At 70.6% G+C, this 21786-nt stretch carries 22 protein-coding genes, 1 tRNA gene and 1 pseudogene; 11 read left to right on the plus strand and 13 right to left on the minus strand.

Annotation, left to right across the window (positions count from 1 at the left end):
• The 3 genes and pseudogenes from ACWGN5_RS34745 to ACWGN5_RS34755 form a co-directional block, all read left to right on the plus strand.
• A pseudogene (locus ACWGN5_RS34745) lies at window positions 1–614 on the plus strand (dTMP kinase); the annotation flags it as partial.
• An 87-nt stretch (window positions 615–701) separates the two neighbouring features.
• Complete coding sequence (locus ACWGN5_RS34750; RefSeq protein WP_453522394.1) at window positions 702–1487, plus strand: ABC transporter ATP-binding protein; 786 nt, start codon at window positions 702–704, stop codon at window positions 1485–1487.
• A complete protein-coding gene (locus ACWGN5_RS34755) occupies window positions 1484–3925 on the plus strand; it encodes an FtsX-like permease family protein (protein WP_453522395.1) in 2442 nt (813 codons plus the stop codon). The genes ACWGN5_RS34750 and ACWGN5_RS34755 overlap by 4 nt, the downstream gene beginning before the upstream one ends.
• Here the strand turns inward: ACWGN5_RS34755 and ACWGN5_RS34760 are convergent.
• Together ACWGN5_RS34760 and ACWGN5_RS34765 are read right to left on the minus strand one after the other, a co-directional pair.
• Window positions 3915–4559, minus strand: coding sequence for a LuxR C-terminal-related transcriptional regulator (locus ACWGN5_RS34760; RefSeq protein WP_453522396.1), 645 nt, complete (start codon window positions 4557–4559; stop codon window positions 3915–3917). The two genes, ACWGN5_RS34755 and ACWGN5_RS34760, sit on opposite strands and share 11 nt — an antisense overlap.
• Complete coding sequence (locus ACWGN5_RS34765; protein WP_453522397.1) at window positions 4547–5734, minus strand: sensor histidine kinase; 1188 nt, start codon at window positions 5732–5734, stop codon at window positions 4547–4549. Before ACWGN5_RS34765 ends, ACWGN5_RS34760 begins: the two co-directional genes overlap by 13 nt.
• A gap of 162 nt (window positions 5735–5896) precedes the next feature.
• On the opposite strand from ACWGN5_RS34765, the gene ACWGN5_RS34770 reads away from it, so the two are divergent.
• From ACWGN5_RS34770 to ACWGN5_RS34785, 4 genes are all read left to right on the plus strand, one after another.
• A complete protein-coding gene (locus tag ACWGN5_RS34770; RefSeq protein WP_453522398.1) occupies window positions 5897–6070 on the plus strand; it encodes a hypothetical protein in 174 nt (57 codons plus the stop codon).
• 80 nt (window positions 6071–6150) lie between these two features.
• Window positions 6151–7353: a DNA polymerase III subunit delta' gene (locus ACWGN5_RS34775; protein ID WP_453522399.1), complete on the plus strand. Its 1203-nt coding sequence runs from the start codon at window positions 6151–6153 to the stop codon at window positions 7351–7353.
• A gap of 74 nt (window positions 7354–7427) precedes the next feature.
• Window positions 7428–8972 carry an alpha/beta hydrolase gene (locus ACWGN5_RS34780; RefSeq protein WP_453522400.1) on the plus strand — a complete coding sequence of 515 codons (1545 nt, stop codon included), beginning with the start codon at window positions 7428–7430 and terminating at the stop codon, window positions 8970–8972.
• Between the two features lie 86 nt (window positions 8973–9058).
• Window positions 9059–9132, plus strand: a tRNA-Thr gene (locus tag ACWGN5_RS34785).
• 42 nt (window positions 9133–9174) lie between these two features.
• Here the strand turns inward: ACWGN5_RS34785 and ACWGN5_RS34790 are convergent.
• Together ACWGN5_RS34790 and ACWGN5_RS34795 are read right to left on the minus strand one after the other, a co-directional pair.
• Window positions 9175–10797 carry a tyrosine-type recombinase/integrase gene (locus ACWGN5_RS34790; protein WP_453522401.1) on the minus strand — a complete coding sequence of 541 codons (1623 nt, stop codon included), beginning with the start codon at window positions 10795–10797 and terminating at the stop codon, window positions 9175–9177.
• Window positions 10798–10803: 6 nt separating this feature from the next.
• Entirely contained in the window at window positions 10804–11514 is a 711-nt protein-coding gene (locus tag ACWGN5_RS34795) for a hypothetical protein (protein ID WP_453522402.1), read from the minus strand.
• Window positions 11515–11630: 116 nt separating this feature from the next.
• On the opposite strand from ACWGN5_RS34795, the gene ACWGN5_RS34800 reads away from it, so the two are divergent.
• On the plus strand, window positions 11631–11870 hold the full coding sequence (locus ACWGN5_RS34800) for an integrase (protein WP_453522403.1): 240 nt from the start codon (window positions 11631–11633) through the stop codon (window positions 11868–11870).
• Between the two features lie 70 nt (window positions 11871–11940).
• Here ACWGN5_RS34800 and tgmC read toward each other — a convergent pair whose 3' ends face one another.
• The 7 genes from tgmC to ACWGN5_RS34835 form a co-directional block, all read right to left on the minus strand.
• Window positions 11941–13098, minus strand: coding sequence for an ATP-grasp peptide maturase system methyltransferase (gene tgmC, locus ACWGN5_RS34805; RefSeq protein ID WP_453522404.1), 1158 nt, complete (start codon window positions 13096–13098; stop codon window positions 11941–11943).
• Window positions 13095–14060, minus strand: coding sequence for an ATP-grasp ribosomal peptide maturase (gene tgmB / locus ACWGN5_RS34810; protein WP_453522405.1), 966 nt, complete (start codon window positions 14058–14060; stop codon window positions 13095–13097). The genes tgmC and tgmB overlap by 4 nt, the downstream gene beginning before the upstream one ends.
• A gap of 1 nt (window position 14061) precedes the next feature.
• Window positions 14062–14403: a putative ATP-grasp-modified RiPP gene (gene tgmA / locus ACWGN5_RS34815; protein WP_453522406.1), complete on the minus strand. Its 342-nt coding sequence runs from the start codon at window positions 14401–14403 to the stop codon at window positions 14062–14064.
• A gap of 15 nt (window positions 14404–14418) precedes the next feature.
• Window positions 14419–15237 (minus strand): hypothetical protein, encoded by an 819-nt coding sequence (locus ACWGN5_RS34820; protein WP_453522407.1) that lies wholly within the window; start codon window positions 15235–15237, stop codon window positions 14419–14421.
• Entirely contained in the window at window positions 15234–15680 is a 447-nt protein-coding gene (locus ACWGN5_RS34825) for a hypothetical protein (protein WP_453522408.1), read from the minus strand. Before ACWGN5_RS34825 ends, ACWGN5_RS34820 begins: the two co-directional genes overlap by 4 nt.
• Window positions 15681–15983: 303 nt before the next feature.
• A complete protein-coding gene (locus ACWGN5_RS34830; protein ID WP_453522409.1) occupies window positions 15984–16226 on the minus strand; it encodes a DUF397 domain-containing protein in 243 nt (80 codons plus the stop codon).
• Window positions 16227–16236: 10 nt separating this feature from the next.
• On the minus strand, window positions 16237–17109 hold the full coding sequence (locus ACWGN5_RS34835) for a helix-turn-helix domain-containing protein (protein WP_453522410.1): 873 nt from the start codon (window positions 17107–17109) through the stop codon (window positions 16237–16239).
• Between the two features lie 246 nt (window positions 17110–17355).
• On the opposite strand from ACWGN5_RS34835, the gene ACWGN5_RS34840 reads away from it, so the two are divergent.
• Window positions 17356–17805 (plus strand): ATP-binding protein, encoded by a 450-nt coding sequence (locus ACWGN5_RS34840; RefSeq protein ID WP_317875458.1) that lies wholly within the window; start codon window positions 17356–17358, stop codon window positions 17803–17805.
• The gene (locus ACWGN5_RS34845) at window positions 17802–17999 is read left to right on the plus strand and encodes a hypothetical protein (protein ID WP_317875459.1); all 198 of its coding nucleotides are present in this window, start codon (window positions 17802–17804) and stop codon (window positions 17997–17999) included. Before ACWGN5_RS34840 ends, ACWGN5_RS34845 begins: the two co-directional genes overlap by 4 nt.
• A gap of 519 nt (window positions 18000–18518) precedes the next feature.
• Here ACWGN5_RS34845 and ACWGN5_RS34850 read toward each other — a convergent pair.
• Together ACWGN5_RS34850 and ACWGN5_RS34855 are read right to left on the minus strand one after the other, a co-directional pair.
• The gene (locus ACWGN5_RS34850; protein WP_453522433.1) at window positions 18519–19277 is read right to left on the minus strand and encodes a very short patch repair endonuclease; all 759 of its coding nucleotides are present in this window, start codon (window positions 19275–19277) and stop codon (window positions 18519–18521) included.
• A 41-nt stretch (window positions 19278–19318) separates the two neighbouring features.
• The gene (locus ACWGN5_RS34855) at window positions 19319–20635 is read right to left on the minus strand and encodes a DNA cytosine methyltransferase (RefSeq protein ID WP_453522411.1); all 1317 of its coding nucleotides are present in this window, start codon (window positions 20633–20635) and stop codon (window positions 19319–19321) included.
• A gap of 123 nt (window positions 20636–20758) precedes the next feature.
• Between ACWGN5_RS34855 and ACWGN5_RS34860 the strand changes: the two genes are divergently transcribed.
• Window positions 20759–21634, plus strand: a complete 876-nt coding sequence (locus tag ACWGN5_RS34860; protein WP_453522412.1) for a GIY-YIG nuclease family protein — start codon at window positions 20759–20761, stop codon at window positions 21632–21634.
• Window positions 21635–21786 lie beyond the last annotated feature (152 nt).

Here is a 21786-nt window from a genome sequence, read left to right on the forward strand (position 1 = left end):
CCGCCGCGGAGCGCGCCGAGGCGGCGAAGGCCGCCCGTGAGAAGGCCGCGCGGGAGCGCCGGGCCGCGGAGAAGGCCGCCGCCGAGCGGACGGCCGCGGCGGAGAGCGCCGCGGCCTCGCGTGCCTCTCGTACGGACGGGGTGTCGGCGAACGACGTCACCGTGGCGACCCCGGTCGTGCGGCCGGACGCGCCGACCGTCTCGCCGGACGAGGTCACGGTCGAGACGCCGATCGTGAAGCCGGAGGCGTCTCCCCGGCCCGAGGCGGAGACCACCGTGCTGCCGCAGATCCGTGACGCGCGGGACGCCGACGAGACCGCCGTGCTGCCCCCCGTACGGGCCGCGGACGAGACCGCCGTGCTGCCTCCCGTGCGGGACGCCGGGCCGTCCGACCCCGTCGACCGGGTGCCGCAGGGCATCTTCCGCGACGCACCGCAGGAGTCGCACGGTGCGAACGACCGGACCCGGGAGCTGCCCCAGCTCGACGAGAACGGCCGCCCCCGCCGCCGCTCCGACTGGGCCGAGGAGACCCCGCTGGACGACCTCCCGACCCTCGCGGACGAACTGTTCGGCCCGCACGAGGACGAGGACGAGGGCCCGCGCCGCCGCCGCTGAGTCCCGCCGGGGGTGGAGCTAGCTCCACCCCCGCTCCGGCAGCCAGCTCCATGCCGCTGTGACCTGCGCTTTTCTAGCGTTGCGGGTATGACGACGACAGCAGTGACGGAGAACGGCGCCGCCCTCGCCCTGGACGGGGTGAGCCGCGTGTACGGAGGCGGGGCGCCCGCGCTCGACGGGGTCGACCTGAGGGTGCCGCGCGGGCGTTTCCTGGCGGTGATGGGCCGGTCGGGCTCCGGCAAGTCCACCCTGCTGCGCTGCGCGGCCGGGCTCGAACGGCCGACGGCCGGGCGGGTACGGATCGGGGGCACCGACCTCGCCACCCTGCGGACGGCCGGTCTGACCCGGCTCCGACGGGACCGGGTCGGCTTCGTCTTCCAGTCGCTCAACCTCGTCTCCGCCCTGAACGTGCGCGAGAACGTCACCCTGCCGCTGCTCCTCGCCGGGGCCCGCGAGGGCTCCGCGCTCGACGCCCGCGCCCTGGCAGGCCTCGACGCCGTGGGGCTCGCCGACCGGGCCGAGGACCGGCCCGAGAACCTCTCCGGCGGCCAGCGGCAGCGGGTGGCGATCGCCCGCGCCCTGGTCAACGAGCCCGAGGTCGTCTTCGCCGACGAGCCGACCGCCGCCCTCGACCCGGTCACGGCGGCCGGGGTCCTGGCCCTGCTGCGGCGTGCGGTCGACGAGCGGGGGCGCACGGTCGTCCTCGTCACCCACGACCCGACCGCCGCCACCTGGACGGACGAGGCGGTGTTCCTGGAGCGCGGCCGGATCGTCGGCCGCCTCGACCGCCCGGACGAGGCGGGCGTACGGGACGCGCTCGGCGGGCTCGGCGGGTTCGGCGAGGCGGGGCGTCACCTGGCGGTGGCGCGATGAGCCGGGAACTGTCCGGACGCCGTCTCCGCAATCCCGCCGTGCGGCTGCTCGCCGCCCGGTCGCTGCGGGTCCATCGCAAGGCGTGGGCCGCCGTGTTCGCGGCCGTCGCCGTCACCTCCGCGCTGCTCGGCGCGCTGGCGCTCGCGCTCGGTTCCGCCGGACTCGGCCACGCGCGCGTGGAGCGGTACGCCGCCGCGCCCGTCGTCGTCGCCGGAGACCAGGAGGTCCGCTGGACGACCGCACCGTGGGGCAGCGAGCCGAGGACCGAGACGGCCGGGCTGACCGAGCGGGTACGGGTCCCCGACGCGACCGTCGACGTCCTGCGGGCCGTGCCCGGGGTACGGGAAGCGGTCCCGGACCACACGTTCGTCGTACGGGAGGCGGCGGCCCCCGGAGCGGACGCCACGCGCGCGTACCCCGGGCGCTCCTGGGACGCGGCCCGGCTCGCCCCGTACCGGCTGACCGACGGCCGTGAGCCCCGCCAGGCCGGGGAGGCCGTCGTCGGCGCCGGCCTCGGCGCCTCCGTCGGGGACACCGTGGCCGGCCGCCAGGTCGTCGGCGTCGCCGAGGGGCCGGCCGCGCTGTACGTCACGGCGGGGGAGGCGCGGCGGCTCGCCGGGCACCCCGGTGCCGCCGACGCCGTCGGGGTCCTCGCCGAGCCCGGCGTACCCGTGGACACCCTCCACGCGCGCGTACGGGCCGCCCTGGACGGAGCCGGGCTGAAGGACACCGCCGCGGGGCAGCCGCTGCGGGCCCTCACCGGGGACGGCCGGGGCGGCGCCGAGCACCTCGGCGCGCCGCCCGCGCGCGCGGAGCTGCTCCTGATGCTCGCCGCCGTCTCCGCGAACGTCGTCCTGATCGCCGTCCTCGTCCTCGCCTCGCTCGTCGCGCAGGCCCTCCAGCAGCGCGCCGCCGAGCGGGACCTGCTGCTCGCGGTCGGCGCGACGCCCCGTCAGGTGCGGGGCGCGGCAGGGCGGGAGGTGACCCGGGTGGCGGGCGCGGCCGCGCTGCTCGGCGCGCTCGCCTCCGGACCGGTGTTCCTGGTGCTGTGGTCGGCGCTGCGGGCCCGCACCGGAGTCGTACCGGAGGGCCTCGAACTCCCCACCCCGCCGTGGCTGTTCGCCGTCCTGCTCGCCGTCGCCGCCCTCGTGGTGGGCATCGCCCGGTTCGTGGTCCTGCTCGCGGCCCGTCGCCCGGGACGCCCGGGGAAGGCCCGCGCCCGACGCGTCGCCGGGCTCGTGCTGCTCGTGCTCGGCGTGGGCTCGGCCGGCACCGCCACGCTCCAGGGCGGCGACGCGGCCGCCGCCGCTGCCGGTGCGGCCACGGTGACGCTGGTCGCCGGGTGCGCGCTGCTCGGGCCGTGGATCGCGGGGGCGGCGATGGCGCTCCTGGACCGGCCGTTCCGGCGGTTCGGCGGCGCGCCCGGACGGCTCACCGCCGCCGGTGCCGCCGCGCACTCGCGCCGGCTCGGGGCCGCGCTCGTCCCCGTCGTCCTCGTCACCGCGTTCGCGCTGGTGCAGCTCTCGGCGGGCGCCACCATGGAGCGGGCCGCGGCCGCGCAGGCGCGGGCCGCGACGACCGCCGACCTCGCGTTCACCGGCACCACGGCGGAGCGGGTGCGGACGCTTCCGGGGGTGGAGACGGCCACGGACGTGCTGCGTTCCGCGGTGGTCCTGGCCCGGACGCAGGCCGGTACGCCGCGCCTCGACCGGCTCCCGGTCCTCGGCGTGGACGCCGACGGGCTCGCGGGCACGCTCGACCCGGGCGTCGTCGCCGGAGACCTGTCCGGACTCGGCCGGGCCGGCACGGTCGCGGTGGGCGCGGACATGGCCGAGTCCCTTGAGGTGAAGCCCGGTTCGACGGTGGAGCTGCGGCTCGGCGACGGGACCCCGAAGCGGCTGCGGGTGGTCGCCGTGTACGAACGGTCCCTCGCGCTCGGCGAGTTCCTGCTGCCGAAGGCCGAACTCGCCCCGCACATGAGCGATCCGCACCCCGCGCGCGTGCTGGCGGCGGGGAAGCGGGGAACCTCTCCTGTCGTCCCCGAGTCGGTGACGCCCCCCGGCGCGGAGCTCAACTCGCTCGTCTCCGGCGGGATCGTCGCCGCGATCGGAGGGCTCACCCTCCTCTCCGTCCTGAGCACCCTCGCCCTGATCGGCGCCGGGCGGCGCGGCGAGCTGGAACTCCTGCGCCAGGTCGGCGCCTCGGTCGGCCAGCTGCGCCGGATGCTCGGCCTGGAGGCGGGGTTCCTGACCGCGACGGGCCTCCTCGTGGGGCTCGTGGTGGGCGCGCTGCCGCTGACCGCGTTCGCCTGGGCGCTGACCGGCGGGCTGCCGTACCTGCCGCCCGCGCAGGCCGGCACGATCGTGGGCGTCGTCCTCGTCACGGTGGTGGCGGGGGTGTTCCTGCCGGTCGCCGCGCGGAGGGGCGCTACGCGTTGAGGTAGGCCAGGACGGCGAGGACCCGGCGGTGGCCGCCGCTGTCGGTCGGCGGCAGGCCGAGCTTCAGGAAGACGTTCCCGATGTGCTTGTGCACGGCCCGCTCGGTGACCACCATCGAGCGGGCGATCGTGCCGTTGTCGTGGCCCTGAGCCATCAGCTCCAGGACCTCGCGCTCGCGGGGCGTGAGGGAGTCCAGCGGGTCGTCGCGGCGGCGGGCCATCAGCTCGGTGACGACCTCCGGGTCCAGGGCCGTGCCGCCGGACGCCACCCGTTCCAGGGCGTCCAGGAACTCGTCCACCCGGCCCACCCGGTCCTTCAGGAGATAGCCGACGCCCCGCGCACCGCCGCCGAGCAGCTCCGCCGCGTACGTCTCCTCCACGTACTGCGAGAGCACGAGCACCGGCAGCTCCGGGAGCCGCTCGCGGGCCGCGAGCGCCGCCCGCAGCCCCTCGTCGCGGAAACCGGGCGGGAGCCGCACGTCGAGGACGGCCACGTCCGGCCGGTGCTCCAGGAGCAGCGGCAGGATCTCGGGGCCGGTGGCCGCGACCCCGGCGACCTCGTGGCCCGACGAGGTCAGCAGCAGCACCAGGCCCTCCCTGAGGAGGGCGTTGTCCTCGGCGATCACCACACGCACGGAAGCTCCACTTCGATGACGGTCGGCCCCCCGGTGGGGCTGGTCAACCGTACGGTGCCGTCGAGCGCGGCGACCCGGCGCCGCATGCCCGTCAGGCCGGAGCCGCCGCGCTCGCCCGCCTCGGCCCCGCCGCGGCCCTCGTCCCGCACGCGCACGCGTAGGGAGGCCGGTTCGCGGGTCAGGGAGACGGAGGCGCGGTCGGCGCCGCTGTGCTTGGCGGCGTTGGTGAGCGCCTCGGCGACCACGAAGTAGGCGGCGGCCTCGACGGCGGCGGGGGCGCGCGGGCCGTCCTGCGCCTGGTCGCCGTCGAGGCCGGTCAGGGAGACCGCCGTCTCCAGGCCGCTGCTCGCGGCGAGGGCCCGTACCGCTCCGGCCAGGCCGCGGTCGGTGAGGATCGGCGGGTGGATGCCGCGCACCACGTGCCGCAGCTCGGCCAGCGCCTCCTCGGCCTGCGTCTGGGCGTCGTCGAGGAGTTTCCGCGCGGTCACGGGATCGGAGTCGTACGCCCGCCGGGCGAGACCGATCCGCATGGACAGCGCCACCAGGCGGGCCTGCGCCCCGTCGTGGAGGTCGCGCTCGATCCGGCGCAGTTCGGCGCCGTGCGCGGCGATCGCGCCCGCCCGGGTGGCCGTGAGCTGCTCGATACGGGCGGCGAGGGCGGCGTCCCGGGCCGCCGACGGCGCCGGTGTGAGCAGCGCCCGCGACCATTCGGCCTCCAGGCGCGCGAGCCGGCCGATCAGCGGAAGGGCCACCGGCCGGCGCCCCGCGAGCCCGGTCCAGAAGCCGTCGACCAGCAGGGCGGGCGCCCAGAGGACCAGGGAGAGGTACCAGAGCACCGATCCGTAGAGCAGCTGCGCGGCGGCCCAGAGCAGGTCCTGCCGGGTGCCCGCGTCGGTGACCGCGGTCCGCACGCGCGCGGGGAGGGGGCCTTCGAGCGGCAGGTACGCCTCGGGGACGGGCCTCCCGGTCCACGCGGCCGCCCGGCGCCGCTCCCAGCCGGCGAGGCGGCGCAGCAGCAGCACGCTCTCGGGCAGCACCCCGGCGCCGATGACGGTGAGGGTGAGGCAGGCGGTGAAGAGGACGACGCCCGCCATCAGGTAGCAGAGGAGGGAGATCGCGGCACCGATCGTGAGATGGAGCCACGCCCGGGCCGCTTCCTTGATCGCCTCACGCATGGGGCCAGCGTAGGCGGCGAGCAGGAGGGAGTCGGTGGAGCGGGCTACACCCTCGCTCCGGGGGTGGGCTCCGCTGTGCGGGGGCGCGACGGAGACGAGCATCGAAGAGTGCTCGGGAACGCCCCGAGAACGACCGGAAAACCCACTCCACGGAGGCATCCCATGCGCGCCCTTCTCTGGCTGCTGCTCGCCGCGAGCGTCCTCGCCAACGTCTTCATCAGCACCTTCGCCGGCTGGACCGGTGGCCTCCAGATCGCCGGAAGCGTCTGCACCGGGGCGGTCCTGCTCGGCTCGGCGACCGGCCTGTGGCTGACCCGGCCGCGCGGTGACGCGTGAGGGGAGGGGTTTTCCACAGGCCGGCGGGGTCTGTCAGAGCGCTGCCCCACAATGGAGGACGTACCTGAGGAGGGGCAGACATGGCCGTATGGGACGACCTGGTCGGACAGACCCGGGTCGAGGAGCAGCTCGCCGCCGCCGCGCGTGACGCCGACACCTTCGTGACCGCCCACGCCGCCGGCGAGCCGGCCCCCGAGGCCTCCAAGATGACCCACGCCTGGCTCTTCACCGGACCTCCCGGTTCCGGCCGGGCGACCGCTGCGCGTGCCTTCGCCGCCGCGCTGCAGTGCGTGAGCCCCGACCGCGCCCTCGGCGGATCCCCCGGCTGCGGCTTCTGCGACGGCTGCCACACGACCCTCGTCGGTACGCACGCGGACGTCGAGATCGTCCGTACGGACCTGCTGTCCATCGGCGTGAAGGAGACCCGCGACCTGGTCCGGCGCGCCCAGCTGTCCCCGGCGGGCGGCCGCTGGCAGGTCATCGTCCTGGAGGACGCCGACCGGCTCACCGAGGGCGCGGGGAACGTGCTCCTGAAGGCCGTCGAGGAGCCCGCGCCGCGCACGGTCTGGCTGCTCTGCGCGCCCTCCCTGGAGGACGTGCTGCCCACGATCCGCTCCCGCTGCCGCCACCTGACGCTGCGCACCCCGCCGGTGGAGGCCGTCGCCGACGTGCTCGTGCGGCGCGACGGCATCGAGCCGGAGGTGGCGCAGGCCGCCGCCCGCGCGACCCAGGGGCACATCGACCGGGCCCGGCGGCTCGCCACCGACGAGCGGGCCCGCGCGCGCCGGTCCGTCGTCCTGAAGCTGCCGCTGCGGGTCGAGGACGTCGGCGGCTGCCTCAAGGCCGCGCAGGAGCTGGTCGACGCGGCCGCGGAGGACGCCAAGCAGGTCGCGGAGGAGATCGACGTCAAGGAGACCGAGGAGCTGAAGGCGGCCCTCGGCGCGGCGCAGGGCGGGCGGATGCCGCGCGGCACGGCCGGGGCGATGAAGGAGCTGGAGGACCGGCAGAAGCGGCGCAGGACCCGGACCCAGCGCGACAGCCTGGACCTCGCGCTCACCGATCTGACCGGCTTCTACCGCGACGTCCTGGCGCTGCAGCTCCGCTCCCGCTCGGCCCTGGCGAACACGGACGTGCGGGACGCCCTGGAGCGGGTCGCCCGCGACACCACCCCGGAGCGGACCCTCCGCCGCATCGAGGCGGTCCTCGCCTGCCGGGAGGCCCTCGACCGGAACGTGGCGCCGCTGCTCGCGGTGGAGGCGATGACGATGGCGCTGAGAGGCTAGCCCCCCGCTAGCCCCCCGCTGGCCCCGCTCGGGCGATTGGACACGATCCGTACCGGTCCGGATACGCTCCGGGAATGGATTCCAGGCGCTTGCTCCGTACGTCCGCCACGGCCCTCGCGGCAGCCGGACTGATCCTTTCCGGCTGCTCCGGGGGGAGCGACGCCGCCGCCCCCCGGAAGGCCGCGCCGGCGCCCTCCTCGCCGGCCCAGGCGCCGCAGCTGAAGAAGTTCTACGAGCAGAAGCTGGCGTGGCGCGACTGCGGCGTCGAGGGTTTCCAGTGCGCCACTTTGCGCGCCCCGCTCGACTACGCGAAGCCGGACGGGGAGGAGGTCGAGCTCGCGGTGTCCCGGGTCCGGGCCGCCGGCCCCGGCAAGCGGCTCGGCTCGCTCCTGGTGAACCCGGGCGGCCCCGGCGGCTCCGCCGTCGGCTACCTCCAGGGGTACGCAGGCATCGGCTACCCGGCGCCGGTCCGCGCCCGCTACGACATGGTGGCCGTCGACCCCCGCGGAGTGGCCCGCAGCGAGCCCGTCGAGTGTCTGACGGGCCCGCAGATGGACGCGTACACGCAGGTCGACCAGACCCCCGACGACGCGGCGGAGACCAACGCGCTGAGCGCGGCGTTCAAGGACTTCGCGGCCGGCTGCGCGAAGAAGTCGCGGCAGGTGCTGCCCCATGTCTCCACCGTCGAGACGGCCCGCGACATGGACGTCCTGCGGGCGGTCCTCGGCGACGCGAAGCTCACCTACGTGGGGGCCTCGTACGGCACCTTCCTCGGCGCCACGTACGCCGAGCTGTTCCCCGACCGGGTCGGCCGGCTCGTCCTCGACGGGGCGATGGACCCCTCGCTCTCGGCGATCGAGCTCAACCGGGACCAGACCGGCGGCTTCGAGACCGCGTTCAAGGCCTTCGCCGCCGACTGCATCCGTACCTCGGACTGCCCGCTCGGCACCGCGTCCGTCGCCGCGGCCGGGGAGGCGATGAAGAAGTTCTTCCGCGACGTGGACGCCAAGCCGGTGCCCACGGGCGAGAGCCGCGCGCTCGGCGAGTCCCTCGCCACCACCGGTGTGATCGCCGCCATGTACGACGAGGGCGCCTGGCCCCAGCTGCGCGAGGCGCTCGGCCGGGCGATGGCGGGGGAGGGCTCGGGCCTCCTCGCCCTGGCCGACAGCTACTACGAGCGCGAGTCGGACGGCACCTACGCCAACCTCATGTTCGCCAACGCCGCCGTGAACTGCCTGGACCTGCCGCCCGCCTACACCGGCCCCGAGGGCGCCTCGAAGGCCGTCCCGTCCTTCGAGAAGGCCTCCCCGGTCTTCGGCGCGGGCCTCGCCTGGGCCGCCCTCAACTGCACCTACTGGCCCACCCCGGCCACCGGCCGGCCGCACCGCATCACCGCGGAGGGCGCCGCCCCGATCCTCGTCGTCGGCACCACCCGCGACCCGGCCACCCCGTACCACTGGGCCCGCTCCCTCGCCGAGCAGCTCTCCTCCGGCACCCTGCTGACCTACGAGGGCGACGGCCACACCGCGTACGGCCGGGGCAGCGACTGCATCGACACCGCGATCAACACCTACCTCCTCGAAGGCACCCCTCCGGCCGACGGAAAGCGCTGCTCGTAGGCCTGATCCGGGGGTGGTCGGAGCACCTCCGGAAACTGTGTAGACTTGGCGACGCTGCTGCACCCACCATGGGAACGCACAGCGGCGCCGCCTTAGCTCAGTTGGCCAGAGCAACGCACTCGTAATGCGTAGGTCTCGGGTTCGAATCCCGAAGGCGGCTCGGAATTACCCCAGGACTCACTCGCCGTGACCTGGGGTTTTTTCATGCCCCGACGAGACGGGGGCGGAACGCGATGATCTTCGCGCCCTGATGTGAGGCCGTCGTGAGGCCATCCTGCTCGTCTGCCTGCTCGACCGTCCTCTGCTTGGGCAGTCGAGCCGCCCCGCGCGGAACCATGGCGGCTGTCGCCTCGGCGGCCTCGGCGGCGGCCTTGGGCATGACCGACTGATAGATGTCCCGGGTGATCCGGCTGTCGCTGTGCCCGAGGGTCTCGGACACGATCTTGACGTCGACGCCGGCGGCCAGCATGAGCGAGGCGGCAACGTGCCGCAGATCGTGCAGCCGGATCGGCGGCAGTCCGGAGAGGTCGACGAGCCGCTCGAACTGGTCGGTCAGCCAACCGGGGTGAATCCGCTCGCCGTCCTCCTGGGTGAACATCCGGCCCGACTCGATCCACGCGGGCCCCCACTGGCAGCGCTCGGCGGCCTGCTTGGTCCGGTGCGCGTCGAGCACCTCGGCGGTGTACTCGTCGATCGAGAACACGCGCTCGCCACTGTCGGTCTTGGGCAGGCTCTCTATGACCTCCCATCCGTCCTGTACGAGCTGTGTGGCGATGGTCATTGAGCGACTCTCTGCGGAGTAGTCAGCCCACCGGACGCCGCACGCTTCGCCGCGCCGCAGACCCCGAAACGTGATCAGGTGGAACAGCGGCAGCAGTCGGTTCTTCGACTCGGCGAGGAAGTCGAGGAACTGTCCGGCCTGCTCGGGTGTCCAGACCATGACCGCCGAGGGACGCTCGCCGGTCCGCACCCATGCGTCGACCCGCTCGGGCGTCCACACCATCGCCTTGGGTCGCTTGGCCGGGGTGAGCTCGACGTACGAGGCGGGGTTGAAGGTGATCGCCCCGCGCGCGATGGCGGTGTTCAGAGCGGCCCGCAGTGTGTCGCGGATGTGCTTCTGAGTCGATGGTCCGGTGATCCGGCGGAACGGCGGCATCGCGTCAATGGCGTCCTTGAGGAACTTCCGGCGGCCGCGGTTCTCCGTTCCCTTCCACGGGATCGTCTTCAGCTCGTCGAGCGCCGCGCGGCGCTGCATGTTCGCGTCGTGGGTGTCGGCGTTGGCCTCGGCGATCCCGGCGAACATCTCGTCGAGGTGCTGCACCGTGAGGCGGTCGACGCGGATGTGCCCGATGCGGGGTTTCAGGTGGCACCTGATGTCGACCTCGTACCGAGTCTCGCCGCTCTTGCGGAGTGCCTTCTTACCGGCGAGCCACGCGTCGAGCCACTCGGCGACCGTCATGTGCTGTGTCAGAGACTGCCCGGTCGCGAAACGACGCTTCGTCTCGTCGTAGTCCGGGATGTCCTCGCCGCTCGCCGACACCGTTTCGAGCAAGTCGGCGATGCGGCGGCGTCCCTCGGGGTCGGACTTCTTGTCGGCGATGTCCAGCAGCGCCGCGAGCGCGTTGATGTCCATCTGCGCGTCGCCCTTAGTCTTGTATCCGCTGCGGCGGAAGCGGCGTCGGGTGCCGTCCTCGCGGGGCGGCAGTTCCTGAACCAGGCTCCAAACGCCGTGCGTTCGCTGCGACAGCTTCTTGCACGCTGCGCCGAGCTGCTTGTCGGTCTGCGGATCACGGCATCCGCAGCGCTTGGTGATCGTTCCGTTCATCTCGTCCTATTCCTCCGGTGTGAATGCGTCGGGGTTGTCGAGCATTTCGAGCCCCCTCATGGCCTCGATCAGGTGACGTCGTAGGGCGGGGACCTTGAGGCCCGCGCGCACCATGTCGTCGATGTGGCGTGCGAGTTCTTCGAGGCGGTGCAGATAGTCGGTCTCTGCCTCGGTATCACCTCCCTTCGCTTGGTTGGCCTCGGTGCGCAGGTACGCCCTGTGGACGGCTGCGCGCCGCCGCTCGAACTCGGGGTACAGAGAGGCGGGATAGGCCGCCGTGGCCCATGCTGCGGCCCATGTCTGACCGGTTCCGGCGATCTGTCGGGAGTCGGTGACGTACCGCCCGTCGGTGGGGCCGTCGAGCGTCGGCGTCGCCTCGCCGGTCATCCACTGCCACACCGTGTACGGGTCGCGTGGGTCGGCGGCCGGAACGGTCGGCACTGTCTCCTCGCTCCCGAGGGGGAGCAGCAGGAGCAGTGGGGGAGCGGCGAGGGCGAGGCCGAGTACGAGCAGATCGTCGACGGTCACCGGACGGCGTTTCTTGCCCTCGGCGCTGGACCGGCCGGTCTCGATGCTGACGATCACGGCGTACGTGATGTCGGGGCGCCCGAGGCGCGCGCACTCGGCGGCGAGGTCGTTCCGGTTCATGCCGAGGCGCTCGCGGTGCCGGCGGATCTGTACGGCGACGACATCGCCCGCTGTCTGGTGACTGTGCATATTGCAAAGCTAGCTTTGTCTGTTGCAAAGCGCCACTCTTGACCGTACGTTGCTGATCTAGGCATTGATCGGCACCAACGGGCCGACGTGCACACCGATGTCACAGGGGGCCGATGATGAGCACCGCAGAACAGGGGATGACACACGACGAGCTGATGACGCTTCCCGTCGCCATGCCGCTGGAGACGGCCAACAGGGCGTTGCACCTTGGCCGAACGACCGGCTACCACCTTGCACGGACGGGCCGTTACCCCGTGCGGGTCCTGCGCCACGGGCGGGCGTACAAGGTGTCCCGGTACGACCTGCACAGGCACCTTGGCGTCGACATCGAGCAGGCCACGGAACAAGCCGACTGACGCCACGAAAGCGCTCCGCCCGCCGGGCCCTCGGAGGAAGGGCGCGGCGGGCGGAGTTGTCCACGGCCGACTAGATGGGCAGTGCCCAACTCGGACCGTCCGGGGTGCCGAGCCACACCTGCTCGATGCCCGGCGTGATCGTCATCCCAAACTCGGACAGGTGCGGCGAGCCGTGGCTCTCCCACATGGCGACCGCGTCCTCGACGGTGTTCCACAGCTTGAGGGGACCTCGCTGCGTCACGGTCCACCCGCCGGTCCCGTTCGGCCGGGTTCGAGCCTGCGAGCCCGTGGCGACGTCGAGCAGGATCTGCTCGGCCCCCATCCCGAGCCGCTCGGCCGACGGGGTGGCGAGCTGCGCCACGAACCGACCGGACCAGTCGTCGAGCAGCGCGGGATCGATCCGGCTCGGCCGTTCCTCGCCGGGCAGCAGTTCGAAGGGGCCGTGCGGCGGCCGGTCGTGCGACCGGGCCATCATGAACGACGTGTACCCGGGCAGGAACCGCCCCGTCGCCCCGCCCGCGCCGTCGGCGGTCAGACGCACGAGCCCGTGACCGAACCCCCATCCGGCAAGCGTGACGAGCAGGGTTCCCCCGGCCTTGATCTGCCGCAGCAGTCCATACGGGACATGGCGCATCGAGCAGAACGCGATCACGACGTCGTACGGCGCGTCGTCGGCATGGCCGCGCAGCCCGTCGCCCGTGATGAGCGTCGGGGCGTACCCGGCCTCGGCGAGGGCCTTCCGCGCCCGCTCTGCGGCGTCCGGGTCGGTCTCGATCGCCGTCGTGGTCCCCTCTCCGGCGATCTCGGAGACGCAGGCGGTCGAGTAGCCGGTGCCCGCGCCGATGATCAGCACATGCTTTCCCGGGGCGACGCCTGCCTGCTCGATCATCCACAGGATGACGCCGGGGAGGGTCGAGGACGACGTCGGGGTGCCACCGGTCACGGGCCCGGTGGCGTGCTCGGCGAGGACCCCGTCGAGCTGCGTCACCCATGTCTCGTTCTGGTAGGTGAGGCGCAACCACTCCTCCGCCGGGACGTCGTCGCGGCGCACGGGCGTCCACACGGTGACGCCCGGGGGCGGGCTCGGCTTGTAGATCGCGGAGCCGAGGAAGACCTCGCGAGGGACGGACTCGGCCGCGCGGCGCACTTCGGCATCGTGCAGCGTGTCGTCGTCGACGAGCTGCTCGACGAGCCGGCGACGCAGGGACGCGGCGGTGTCAGCGGTCATGCGGGGGTGCCCTTCTGGAGGGAATCGGCGAGCGCGCTCGCGATGGCGCGGCTCGTGTCTTCGTTGACGAATGCCCACTGTCCGTTCGGGTTGCATTCGAGGAACCACCATCGGCCCTCGCGGTCGAGGGCGAAGTCGAAAGCCCCGAAGGCGAGCCCGAACGCGTGAAGGTAGGAACGGACCGCATCGCCGACGGCGGAGGGAACCGAGATCGGCGAGCAGGTGATCAGGCGCTGATCCTGTCGCCAATCGAGGTGGTCGCCGGCGGTGTCGATACGCGTCGCGAACAGCGCGCCCCCGACGGCGGCGAGGCGGATGTCGGCGATCTTCGGCACGCACGCCTGAAACAGGTGCGGGCAGAGGGCGATCGAGTCGTCGAGCTCGTCGGCCTGAACGGAACGAACCCAGATGGTTCGGTTCCTGCCGTCCGCACCTCGCTGGTGCACGCCGTGCACGGGCTTGTAGATCACGCGTTCGTGCTCGGCCGCGAACGCGCGGGCATCCTCGGCGCTGTTCGTGACCAGCGTGTCAGGCACGGCCAGGTCGAGGTGGGCGGCGGTGGCGAGCTGCGCGAGCTTGTACTCGGCAGCTCGGTTCCGGACGGGGTGGTTCACGTGCAGCGCGTCGGGAAGCGCGGTCAGCACGCCTGTGTATCCGGCGCGGGACTGCCCGATGCCGAATCGCTGCTCGGGGGTCTGGGCCTGTCGGGGGTCGCCGTACGGGGTGGGGCGTCGCCAGTAGACGGAGCGGACGGCCGAGAGGTTGAGGCGGCGGGTCGCGGTGGTCAGATCGCCGGCGAACCCGTCGGCTCCGATCCGCGCGCTCATCCGGGCGGGCTCGGGGAAGTCGGCGGCCGGGTCGAGCCGTACGACCGGGACACCCCGGTCGTACAGCTCGCTCACCACCAGATCCGCCGTGACGTCACCGAGAGCGGTGATCACGAGAACCGGTGAGTCGGGCATGTCAGTCCGACGCGGTGTCGCTGATGGAATCCGAGTCCGCCGGCGCGGGCGGCTGCGCGCCGCCGCCGTCCGCACCGGTCGAGGTCGAGGACGACGTCGAGTTGTTCGTGCCGTGCGTCCCCATCTCGACGCGCCGCCCGTCCGCGTCGAAGTAGCGCGTCACCTGCGAGTCGGGGTCGATCTCGGTCCGGGTGAACGGGAACTCGATCGTGTGGGGGTACGGAGCTAAGCGCCCCATGCCCCAAGGCTGTACCGCCGTGGCCATGCGATCTCCTTCGTGATCTTGGCTGTTTCGTCGGTGGTGCGTTCCGCCGTGAGCTTTGTGCGCGGGCGGAAGTCTCATGGGTCCGACCTCTGGCTACCCGCGCCCCTGCGACCTATGACTGCCGTAGGCGAGCGTGAACAGGGTCAGCGCGTGCCGTTGGGCGCGCGTGGGCGCCCAGCGGCGCCATAGGGCCTCGAACTCGCGGTCGGAGCTGGGAAGGGTGAGACCGGGGGCCGCCGCGCAGGCCCATGTGCGCACGGCGAGGTCGGCGACCGGATAGATCGAAAAGTCCCCGGTGAAGTCGGCGGCGGCCGTGGCAGCGGTCCACGGACTGATGCGGGGCACCTCCCCGAGTTCCTTGGCCAGGCTCTCGGGGACGAGGGCCGCCCATTGCTCGCCGTGTTCGAGATATGCCTCGGCGGCGGCGCGCAGGGCGGCGCGGCTGAACGTCCCGCCCACGGCGGCGAACCCGTCGTCGGAAAGGGCGAGGACGACCTCGGGCGTCGGCGCGATGGCGAACTCGCCGGCCGACGTCACGAACCCGCGTCCGTACGCCGCGTAGAACGAGCGGTGTCGCTGCCGCGCCTGCCCGGTGGATTGGCGGAGGACTGCCGTAACGATCGCGTCCCACAACGAGGGGTTGGTGAGGCGGGCCACGGAACCCAAGCGCACCAACTCGTCCAGCAGCGGCACGGCTTCCTCGGGAGCGACGGGCAGTTCGATCGGAGACGTGTAGTCGACGAGCGGCTGCTCGGCGGCGGCGTCACCCGTAACGGCCCACAGGGCAAGGTGTTCGTCATGCGGGTTCCACACGGCGAGCCATGCGTCGCCCTGGTGCTCGACGACGCGTGCCTGCTCGCCCTTGGGGGTCGCACTCCACGCAAGGTGGTCGGCGATGATCTGCGTGCTCATGAGCTCAATTCCGTTTGCCGCGGGCCATGTTCGTTGTGGCGGGGTGAGTCAGGCACGCGGATTTCGAGGTACGGCAGAGGCTGCACCGACCACTCGGCGAGCGCACCGTTCCCCAACACCACGTTGAACCCGCACTGTTCGCCCGCGTTCAGCAGACCGAGGGCCGTGATCCATCCGTCCTCGACCCACTCGATCGCCCGCTCGATCTCGCCCGGGGTCATGCCGAACACATGGGCCCCGCGCACCTGCACGCGTATGGCACGGATTGCCTCGCGTGCGGTCGGAAAGATGCGCGGGGCGAAAGCCGGCACGGCCTTACGGGATGTCGAAGTCGGGTACCGCAGCACGTAGAGCGCGAACCCCGCGCCTACGGACATCTCAGCCAGCCCGCCGACGGGCAACCTTGCTCCGTTGACGCTGATCACACCGCTTGCCGCGCCCATACGCCGGACCTCCGGACTGGTGCCATAGTTGCCCCTCGCTGGCGTCGGCTAGGGTCGCCGCCGGCGAGGGGCAACCCTCGGGGGATCTCCCCAACAGGAGTGCGAAAGGGGAGATTTCCGCAGCAAAAGGCACGGTCCTGCCGAGATCGACCTCTCGCTGCGACGCAGAGCGACCGTACTGCTACGCGGGAAGAGGCGGCAAGTGTGCACCGGGGCATACTTGTCGCCCGGCATGGATTGGCATATGCAGATGCCCCCCGACCGGGGCGGTCGGGGGGCACCGTTGCTACGGGCTGCTGGGTCCTACCTCAGCGCTCGGTTGGCGTCGTCGACCTGAACCCCGGCGATGAGGTGGTCGAACTCGCCGTTCTTGGCGCCGGCGATGAACGCGGCGAGGTTCTCGCGGGTCGTCGTGACGACGACCCCCGGCTCGTCGCTCTCATGAATCAAGATCGCGCCCGTCTCGTTCTCCGCTACGTGAATGCAGTTCTCTCCGCCGCCTCCGGAGAAAGAGGACTTCTGCCACTTGATGGGGGATGCGCTCATTCCCTTGGTCTCACAGTTCCCTAGCGATGTGGTGGATTAGCTGCCTCGACCCTTCCAGATCGAGTGAAGCGTGCTCGGCGATGTCGAGCAGGGTGCGGTATTTCTTCAATTCAGCCTCGGCGTCCAGGAAGCGGCCACCGAAAGCGCTGTCGATCTGCACCGTGTCCAATTCGGGAACCGAACCGCTTGCGTACAGGACGGGCTGTGTCACTTCGATGAAATCCTCGCTCGTGAACGGGATTACTCGAATGTGCACGGTGGGCAGCTTGGAAACCTCGATCAGGTATTCAAGCTGCTCGCGTACCACCTTGCGCCCGCCGAAGCGCATACGTAGGGCGGCCTCATGGATGATGGCTGTGTACTGCGGCGGCGGAGCGGCGCCCGTCTCCTGCTCGCGTTCGAAGATCGTGAACCGCTTCAAGCGGTGCTCGACGCGAGCCTCTACCTCATCCTCGGGCAGCTTCGGCGTGACACCGGAAAACAGAGCGCGCGCGTAATTCTCGGTCTGGAATGGCCCGGGGAATGTGATGCTCTGCATCGAACGCATGGCAACGGCGTGGTGTTCCAACTCGGCGATGTTCAACCAAGCAGGGTCGAGCTTGCCCCGATAGTCGTCGAACCAATGTTGCCCTCGGTGTTCCAGGGCTATCGCGGAAAGCGCATCGATCAAGGGCTCGTTGTCACACTGATAGAGCGTGGCCAAGCGCCGAATGCGTTCCACGCTTACGCCGATTTTCCCCGCCTCGATGTGGCTGATCTTGGCTTGGTCGGTCGACAGGAGGGCGGCCGCCTCGCGCGCCGTTTTGCCCGCTCGGTCGCGGAGCTTCCGCAGCTCGGCGCCGAGCCGTTGCTGCCTCGCGGTCGGATTCTCCCTGGGTGGCATTGGTCCCTTCCCCTGTCGTTGACCCGAGTCTGCCGCGTAACCGTGCCTTGGGTCCACCTCGTAGTACCGGAAGAGGGGGGCAGCCTTGCCCCGGGGCATGTATGCCCCCTACAGTCCAAGGCAGCACCGCGCCGCGCCAGTAAGCCCGAAGTGCAGCCGTAGCGCACGCCGTTGGCGTGCCCCGGGGGACGGCCAATGCCACGCATGGCGAGCGCGAGCTCATACCGCCGCGTAGGGAGACGACGAATGAAGAACGCAGTCTTAGCACCTCCCGCACCACCGCCCGTGACGGGCGCGAGCTACCGCCTCACCGCTCCGAGCCTGTCCACCACGCCGAAGATCGCGCGTGACTGGGTGGTCTCGATTCTTCGCTCGGGGCAGCACGCCCCGCTCGCGGAGCGAGCGCGAGTCTGCACCTCCGAGGTGGTCACCAACGCCTACTTGCATGGGCGTACGCCGTTGATCACCGTCGAGGTAACCCTCGGGCAGGGACGCGTGAGCGTTCTGGTCCGAGACGAGAACCCGTACGAGATGCCGAAGCTCATCCCGGTGGATCACCACTCTCGCGACGAGCACGGTCGCGGCCTGCTCATGGTCGACTGCTTCGCCGATCACTGGGACGTGCGCCTGACCGAGGCGGCAACAAAGGTCGTGTCGTTCATGCTCGTTGACCCCGGAAGGGAGGCGGCGGCGTGATCCGCCCGACCGAAGTAGAGGTATCGCCCGCAGGACGCCCCGAGATGCCGGGCGGCGTCTGGCTCCACTTCGACACTGTGCCGCTCGTAGAACTGACCGAGCAGACGGCGCGAGATCTCACGTTCGCCTTGGGTGAGCGCCTCGGCCTGTTCGTCTGCCCGCGCGACGCCGTAAGCGAGGTAGCGGGATGGTGATGGACACCGACCGGGCCTTACTCGGACTGATGATCATCTTCGCAAGCCTCGGAGTGCTCGTGCTCGTCGCGATCTACGCGTCGATTCCCGGCCCCCTCCACGCCGAGACCCCGCCGCCTGACACCGAGGGGCAGATCTACACCTGTTACTGCTGGCGTGACCCGATCCCGGTACGGGTCACGGTCGGCCCCGGCGAGCGTCGACGACATGCTCGCGCGCGGCACGCACGCCACCCCGCCCGCCCAGATACCCATGTCTCCCACGCGGGGGCGGGCGGCGGAGGAAGGGGAGCGCCTCCCGTGCCTGTGCCCGCATAGGCCGCACGCACGGTGACCCCGAGCAGAGGGCCCTCGACGAGTGCACCGTCGAGGGCCCTCTCGCGTGCCCGCATAACGACAGAAGACCCCCTGTACCCGACCTCGGCCGGGTACAGGGGGCGCGGTGCGTCACAGGGGCCTGGTTGATCCACCGGGGCTCTGGTCGACGATGTTGACATCGGCGCGCAGGCTCCCGCCGGGATCAGGCGGAGTCTCCCCCTGCCGGTGCCGCGACTTGTCTTTGTCGCACAGCTTCAATGACCCGGTGCGCGGCCTGCTCGGGGTCCTCGTGCTCCCACACGCGGATCACAAGCCAACCCGCATCGCCCAAGGCTTGATTGGTCTCGGCGTCGCGCTTCCGGTTGCCTTCGATCTTGTCCTGCCAGAACTCGGCCCCCTTCTTGGCAGGACGATGGTGCTCCGGGCAACCGTGCCAGTAACAACCGTCCATGAAAACCGCGACGCGCGCGCGAGAGAACACCACATCAGCGGTGCGCCGAAGGGAGGGGACGGGCCTGACTCCCACGCGGTACCGCAGCCCTTGCCTGTGGAGCGCGGACCGCAACGCTCTCTCGGGCTTTGTGTCACGTCCCTTGTTGGCGGACATGACCGCTCGGGAGGCGGGGGAGGACGCCCACGAGTCGGGGGGAACGGTCTCAGTGGTCACGTAGCCGGCGGCATGAGCTATCTCCCATGCCTGCGCCAGGTTCGCGGCACGAGTCGCGGCGTCCACCTCACCGACATACTGCTCGTGCGTCTCGCCCTCCTGTGACCACCGTAGGTAGGCGCGGATGCGGCGGGTGCTTCGGTACAGGCGCAGCGCGACAGACGCGCGCGCGTATCGACCTTTTCCGATGTCGACCGCACGTGTGAGGCGGCCGCCGGCGGCCCGGTCCTGCTCAGCCGCTCGGGCCTCCCGGCTCATCCCCGCTCTCGGCTTCCACGCCCGATCGGGAGGCATCTGATCCTTCCAACGCCTCTGCCGATCGCCTGCGGCTTCAGTCACTTCCGCTTCTCCGGGTCCTCCAGAGCCCCGACCGACTTGAGAGCGTCGGCGACAGCCTTTGAGAAGGCCGCCCCGAGCTTGACGGGCACGGCGTTGCCCAACTGCCGCATCTTCTCTCCCCGCGGCCCGTCGAGAATCCAACGGTCCGGGAAGGTCATGACTCGCGCCGTCTCCCGCACGGTCATGTATCGGTAGCCGTTTCCGCCACCGGCGTTGACGAAGTTGACGTCGTCGAGCTGCATGACGGACTCGCCGCCCGGCACACCATGCACACCCGCCTTGACGGTCTTCGCGGGTCGATCCAGCACGTTCGGGGTGTGCCCGGCATAGGTTCGAGCTCCAGGCCACCCAATGTGGTCGGAGATGTCACCCACAGGAAGCTTGTCCTTGACAGCGGCTTCCGTAACGTACGGAAGCGGCTTGCCCTCGTTCTCGTCGATTCCCGCGATGGCGTCACGCAGGGTGAGCCACGGCTTCAATTCCAGCTTTGCCTTGGTCTTCTTGTTCTCGTAGTTGAGTTCCGGAAGGTTGGCGATCACTCGCTTGCGGACATCGACAGGCACATTCTTGTGCCGCTCCGTCCAGTAGGGTCCGCCTTCGCGCATGGAGTGAATCATTGATTCCTCGGAGTGCGTCTCCTTGGGCATGAACTCTTCCCAATCGACACCGAGGTCGGCGCGAAACGCGACGATGATTACTCGATTCCGAATCTGCGGAACACCGTAGTCAGCGGCGTTGACCTCCATCTCCTTGACCACGTATCGCTCCGACAGTTCAACCGAGTCGTTGGCGATCAGCTTTTCAAGGATTTCGTTGTGGTCTTCCCAAGTCGCGTCCTTGTCGCGCTGCACGAACGGCAGGCGCATTTCGTTCAAGATGTAGTTGAAATAGGGTTTGAAAGACGGCCGAAGCAGACCGCGCACGTTCTCGCAGATGACCGCCTTCGGTCTCATCTCGCGAATGGCGCGGAACATTTGCGGGAACATGTTCCGCTCGTCTTCCATGCCCTTGTGGACGCCCCCCAGGCTGAACGGCTGGCAGGGCGGTCCACCGGCGAGGACGTCGACCTCGTCCGTGACGAGGTCGGTGAAGTCGACGTCACGCACATCACCGGGGATGAGCGGCCAACGCTTCTCCGGCTCGTCGGGGTCCGGCGGGTTGTTCTTCAAGGACTCGCACGCCCGCTTGGCGTACTCATTCACCAGGAGCGGACGGAAGCCCGCGGCGTGCACAGCCATCGCGAGCCCCCCGCCGCCGGCGAACAGCTCGACACACGTCCCCACCTCATGGCGTTCTTCTCGCAGCTCAGGCATGAGAGAAGCGTACCGCGGAGTTAATGATCACGACGACGCATCCCGCAACTTGCCTCGCGTGTTCCCCAGTTGCACCAGATAAGGTGACCGCGACCAGGAGTTTCACAGGGACGGGGTGCTCACATGGCCGACGGGTTCAGCGATCAGTTCCGCCTCAGCATCACCGAGGCGCTGAGTAAACAGCTGTACGCCGCCCTGTCTCGCCTGGAGCCCGCACCCCTCACGCCGGGGAACCTCGCCGCCCTCACTCCTCAGGCCGAAAGGCTCGGCCTTCCCAGCAGGTCCGGGGTGTACCAGCTCTTCCGTCAGGAGCCGGGCAAGGAGCGCCAGCTCGCCTACGTCGGAAAGGCTGACGAGCCGCTCCCCGAGCGTCTTGGGAATCACCTCTATAAGCTGTCCGGCCGAGAGGGTATTTCCATTGACGAGATGTCGTTCAAGTGCCTGTTCGTCGAAGAGGATCTTTCCTCGGTCTCTCCGGAAAAGATGCTGATCAAAGAGCATCTCAAGACCGGAAAGATTGTCTGGAATAATCGCGGCTTCGGCAATAATGACCCGGGGCGTAATCGCGATCGAACAGTGATCAAGAGCACTCACTTCGATCTTGAGTTTCCCATCGACCTCTCCCGTAAGGTGAAGGGGCTTGCACCGGGTACTCGGTCGCTGTACGACGTGCTGTGGGAGATCAAGCGGGGCATACCGTTCCTCTTCCGCTTCAAGCACTCGGCCGCTTTCAAGGAGCTGACGGTCACCGTCCCTGATGGGGAGATGACCGTAGATGATGCGTTTCGCTTTGTGGCGCAGCACCTGACTGGAAAGTGGCAAATCTGCGCTCTGCTCGGTTGGGTGATCATGTACGACGACAGCCCCTCGACGTACCCCAGCGCCCGGCGTTACTACCGGCTTGAGGGGGTCTCGGACCAGGCCCCGAAGACTCGGAAGCCCAGCAAGAACGAAGCAGAGGACGAGGGCGAAGACGAAGACGGTGGCTTCGACGAGTAACGTCGCCGAACAAGCAACGCCGGATAGCGGCAAGTGCGCTATTTGCTGGCCGAGTTGAGCGAAAGCGGCGCGGTCGGGGGGCGAGCAGCTCATTGTCGCGGCTCGGGGGGAGTCCTCTCCTCAGTTTCCAAACGACAAGAGCGCCCCCATCA

This window comes from Streptomyces sp. NPDC055815 (assembly GCF_053616475.1).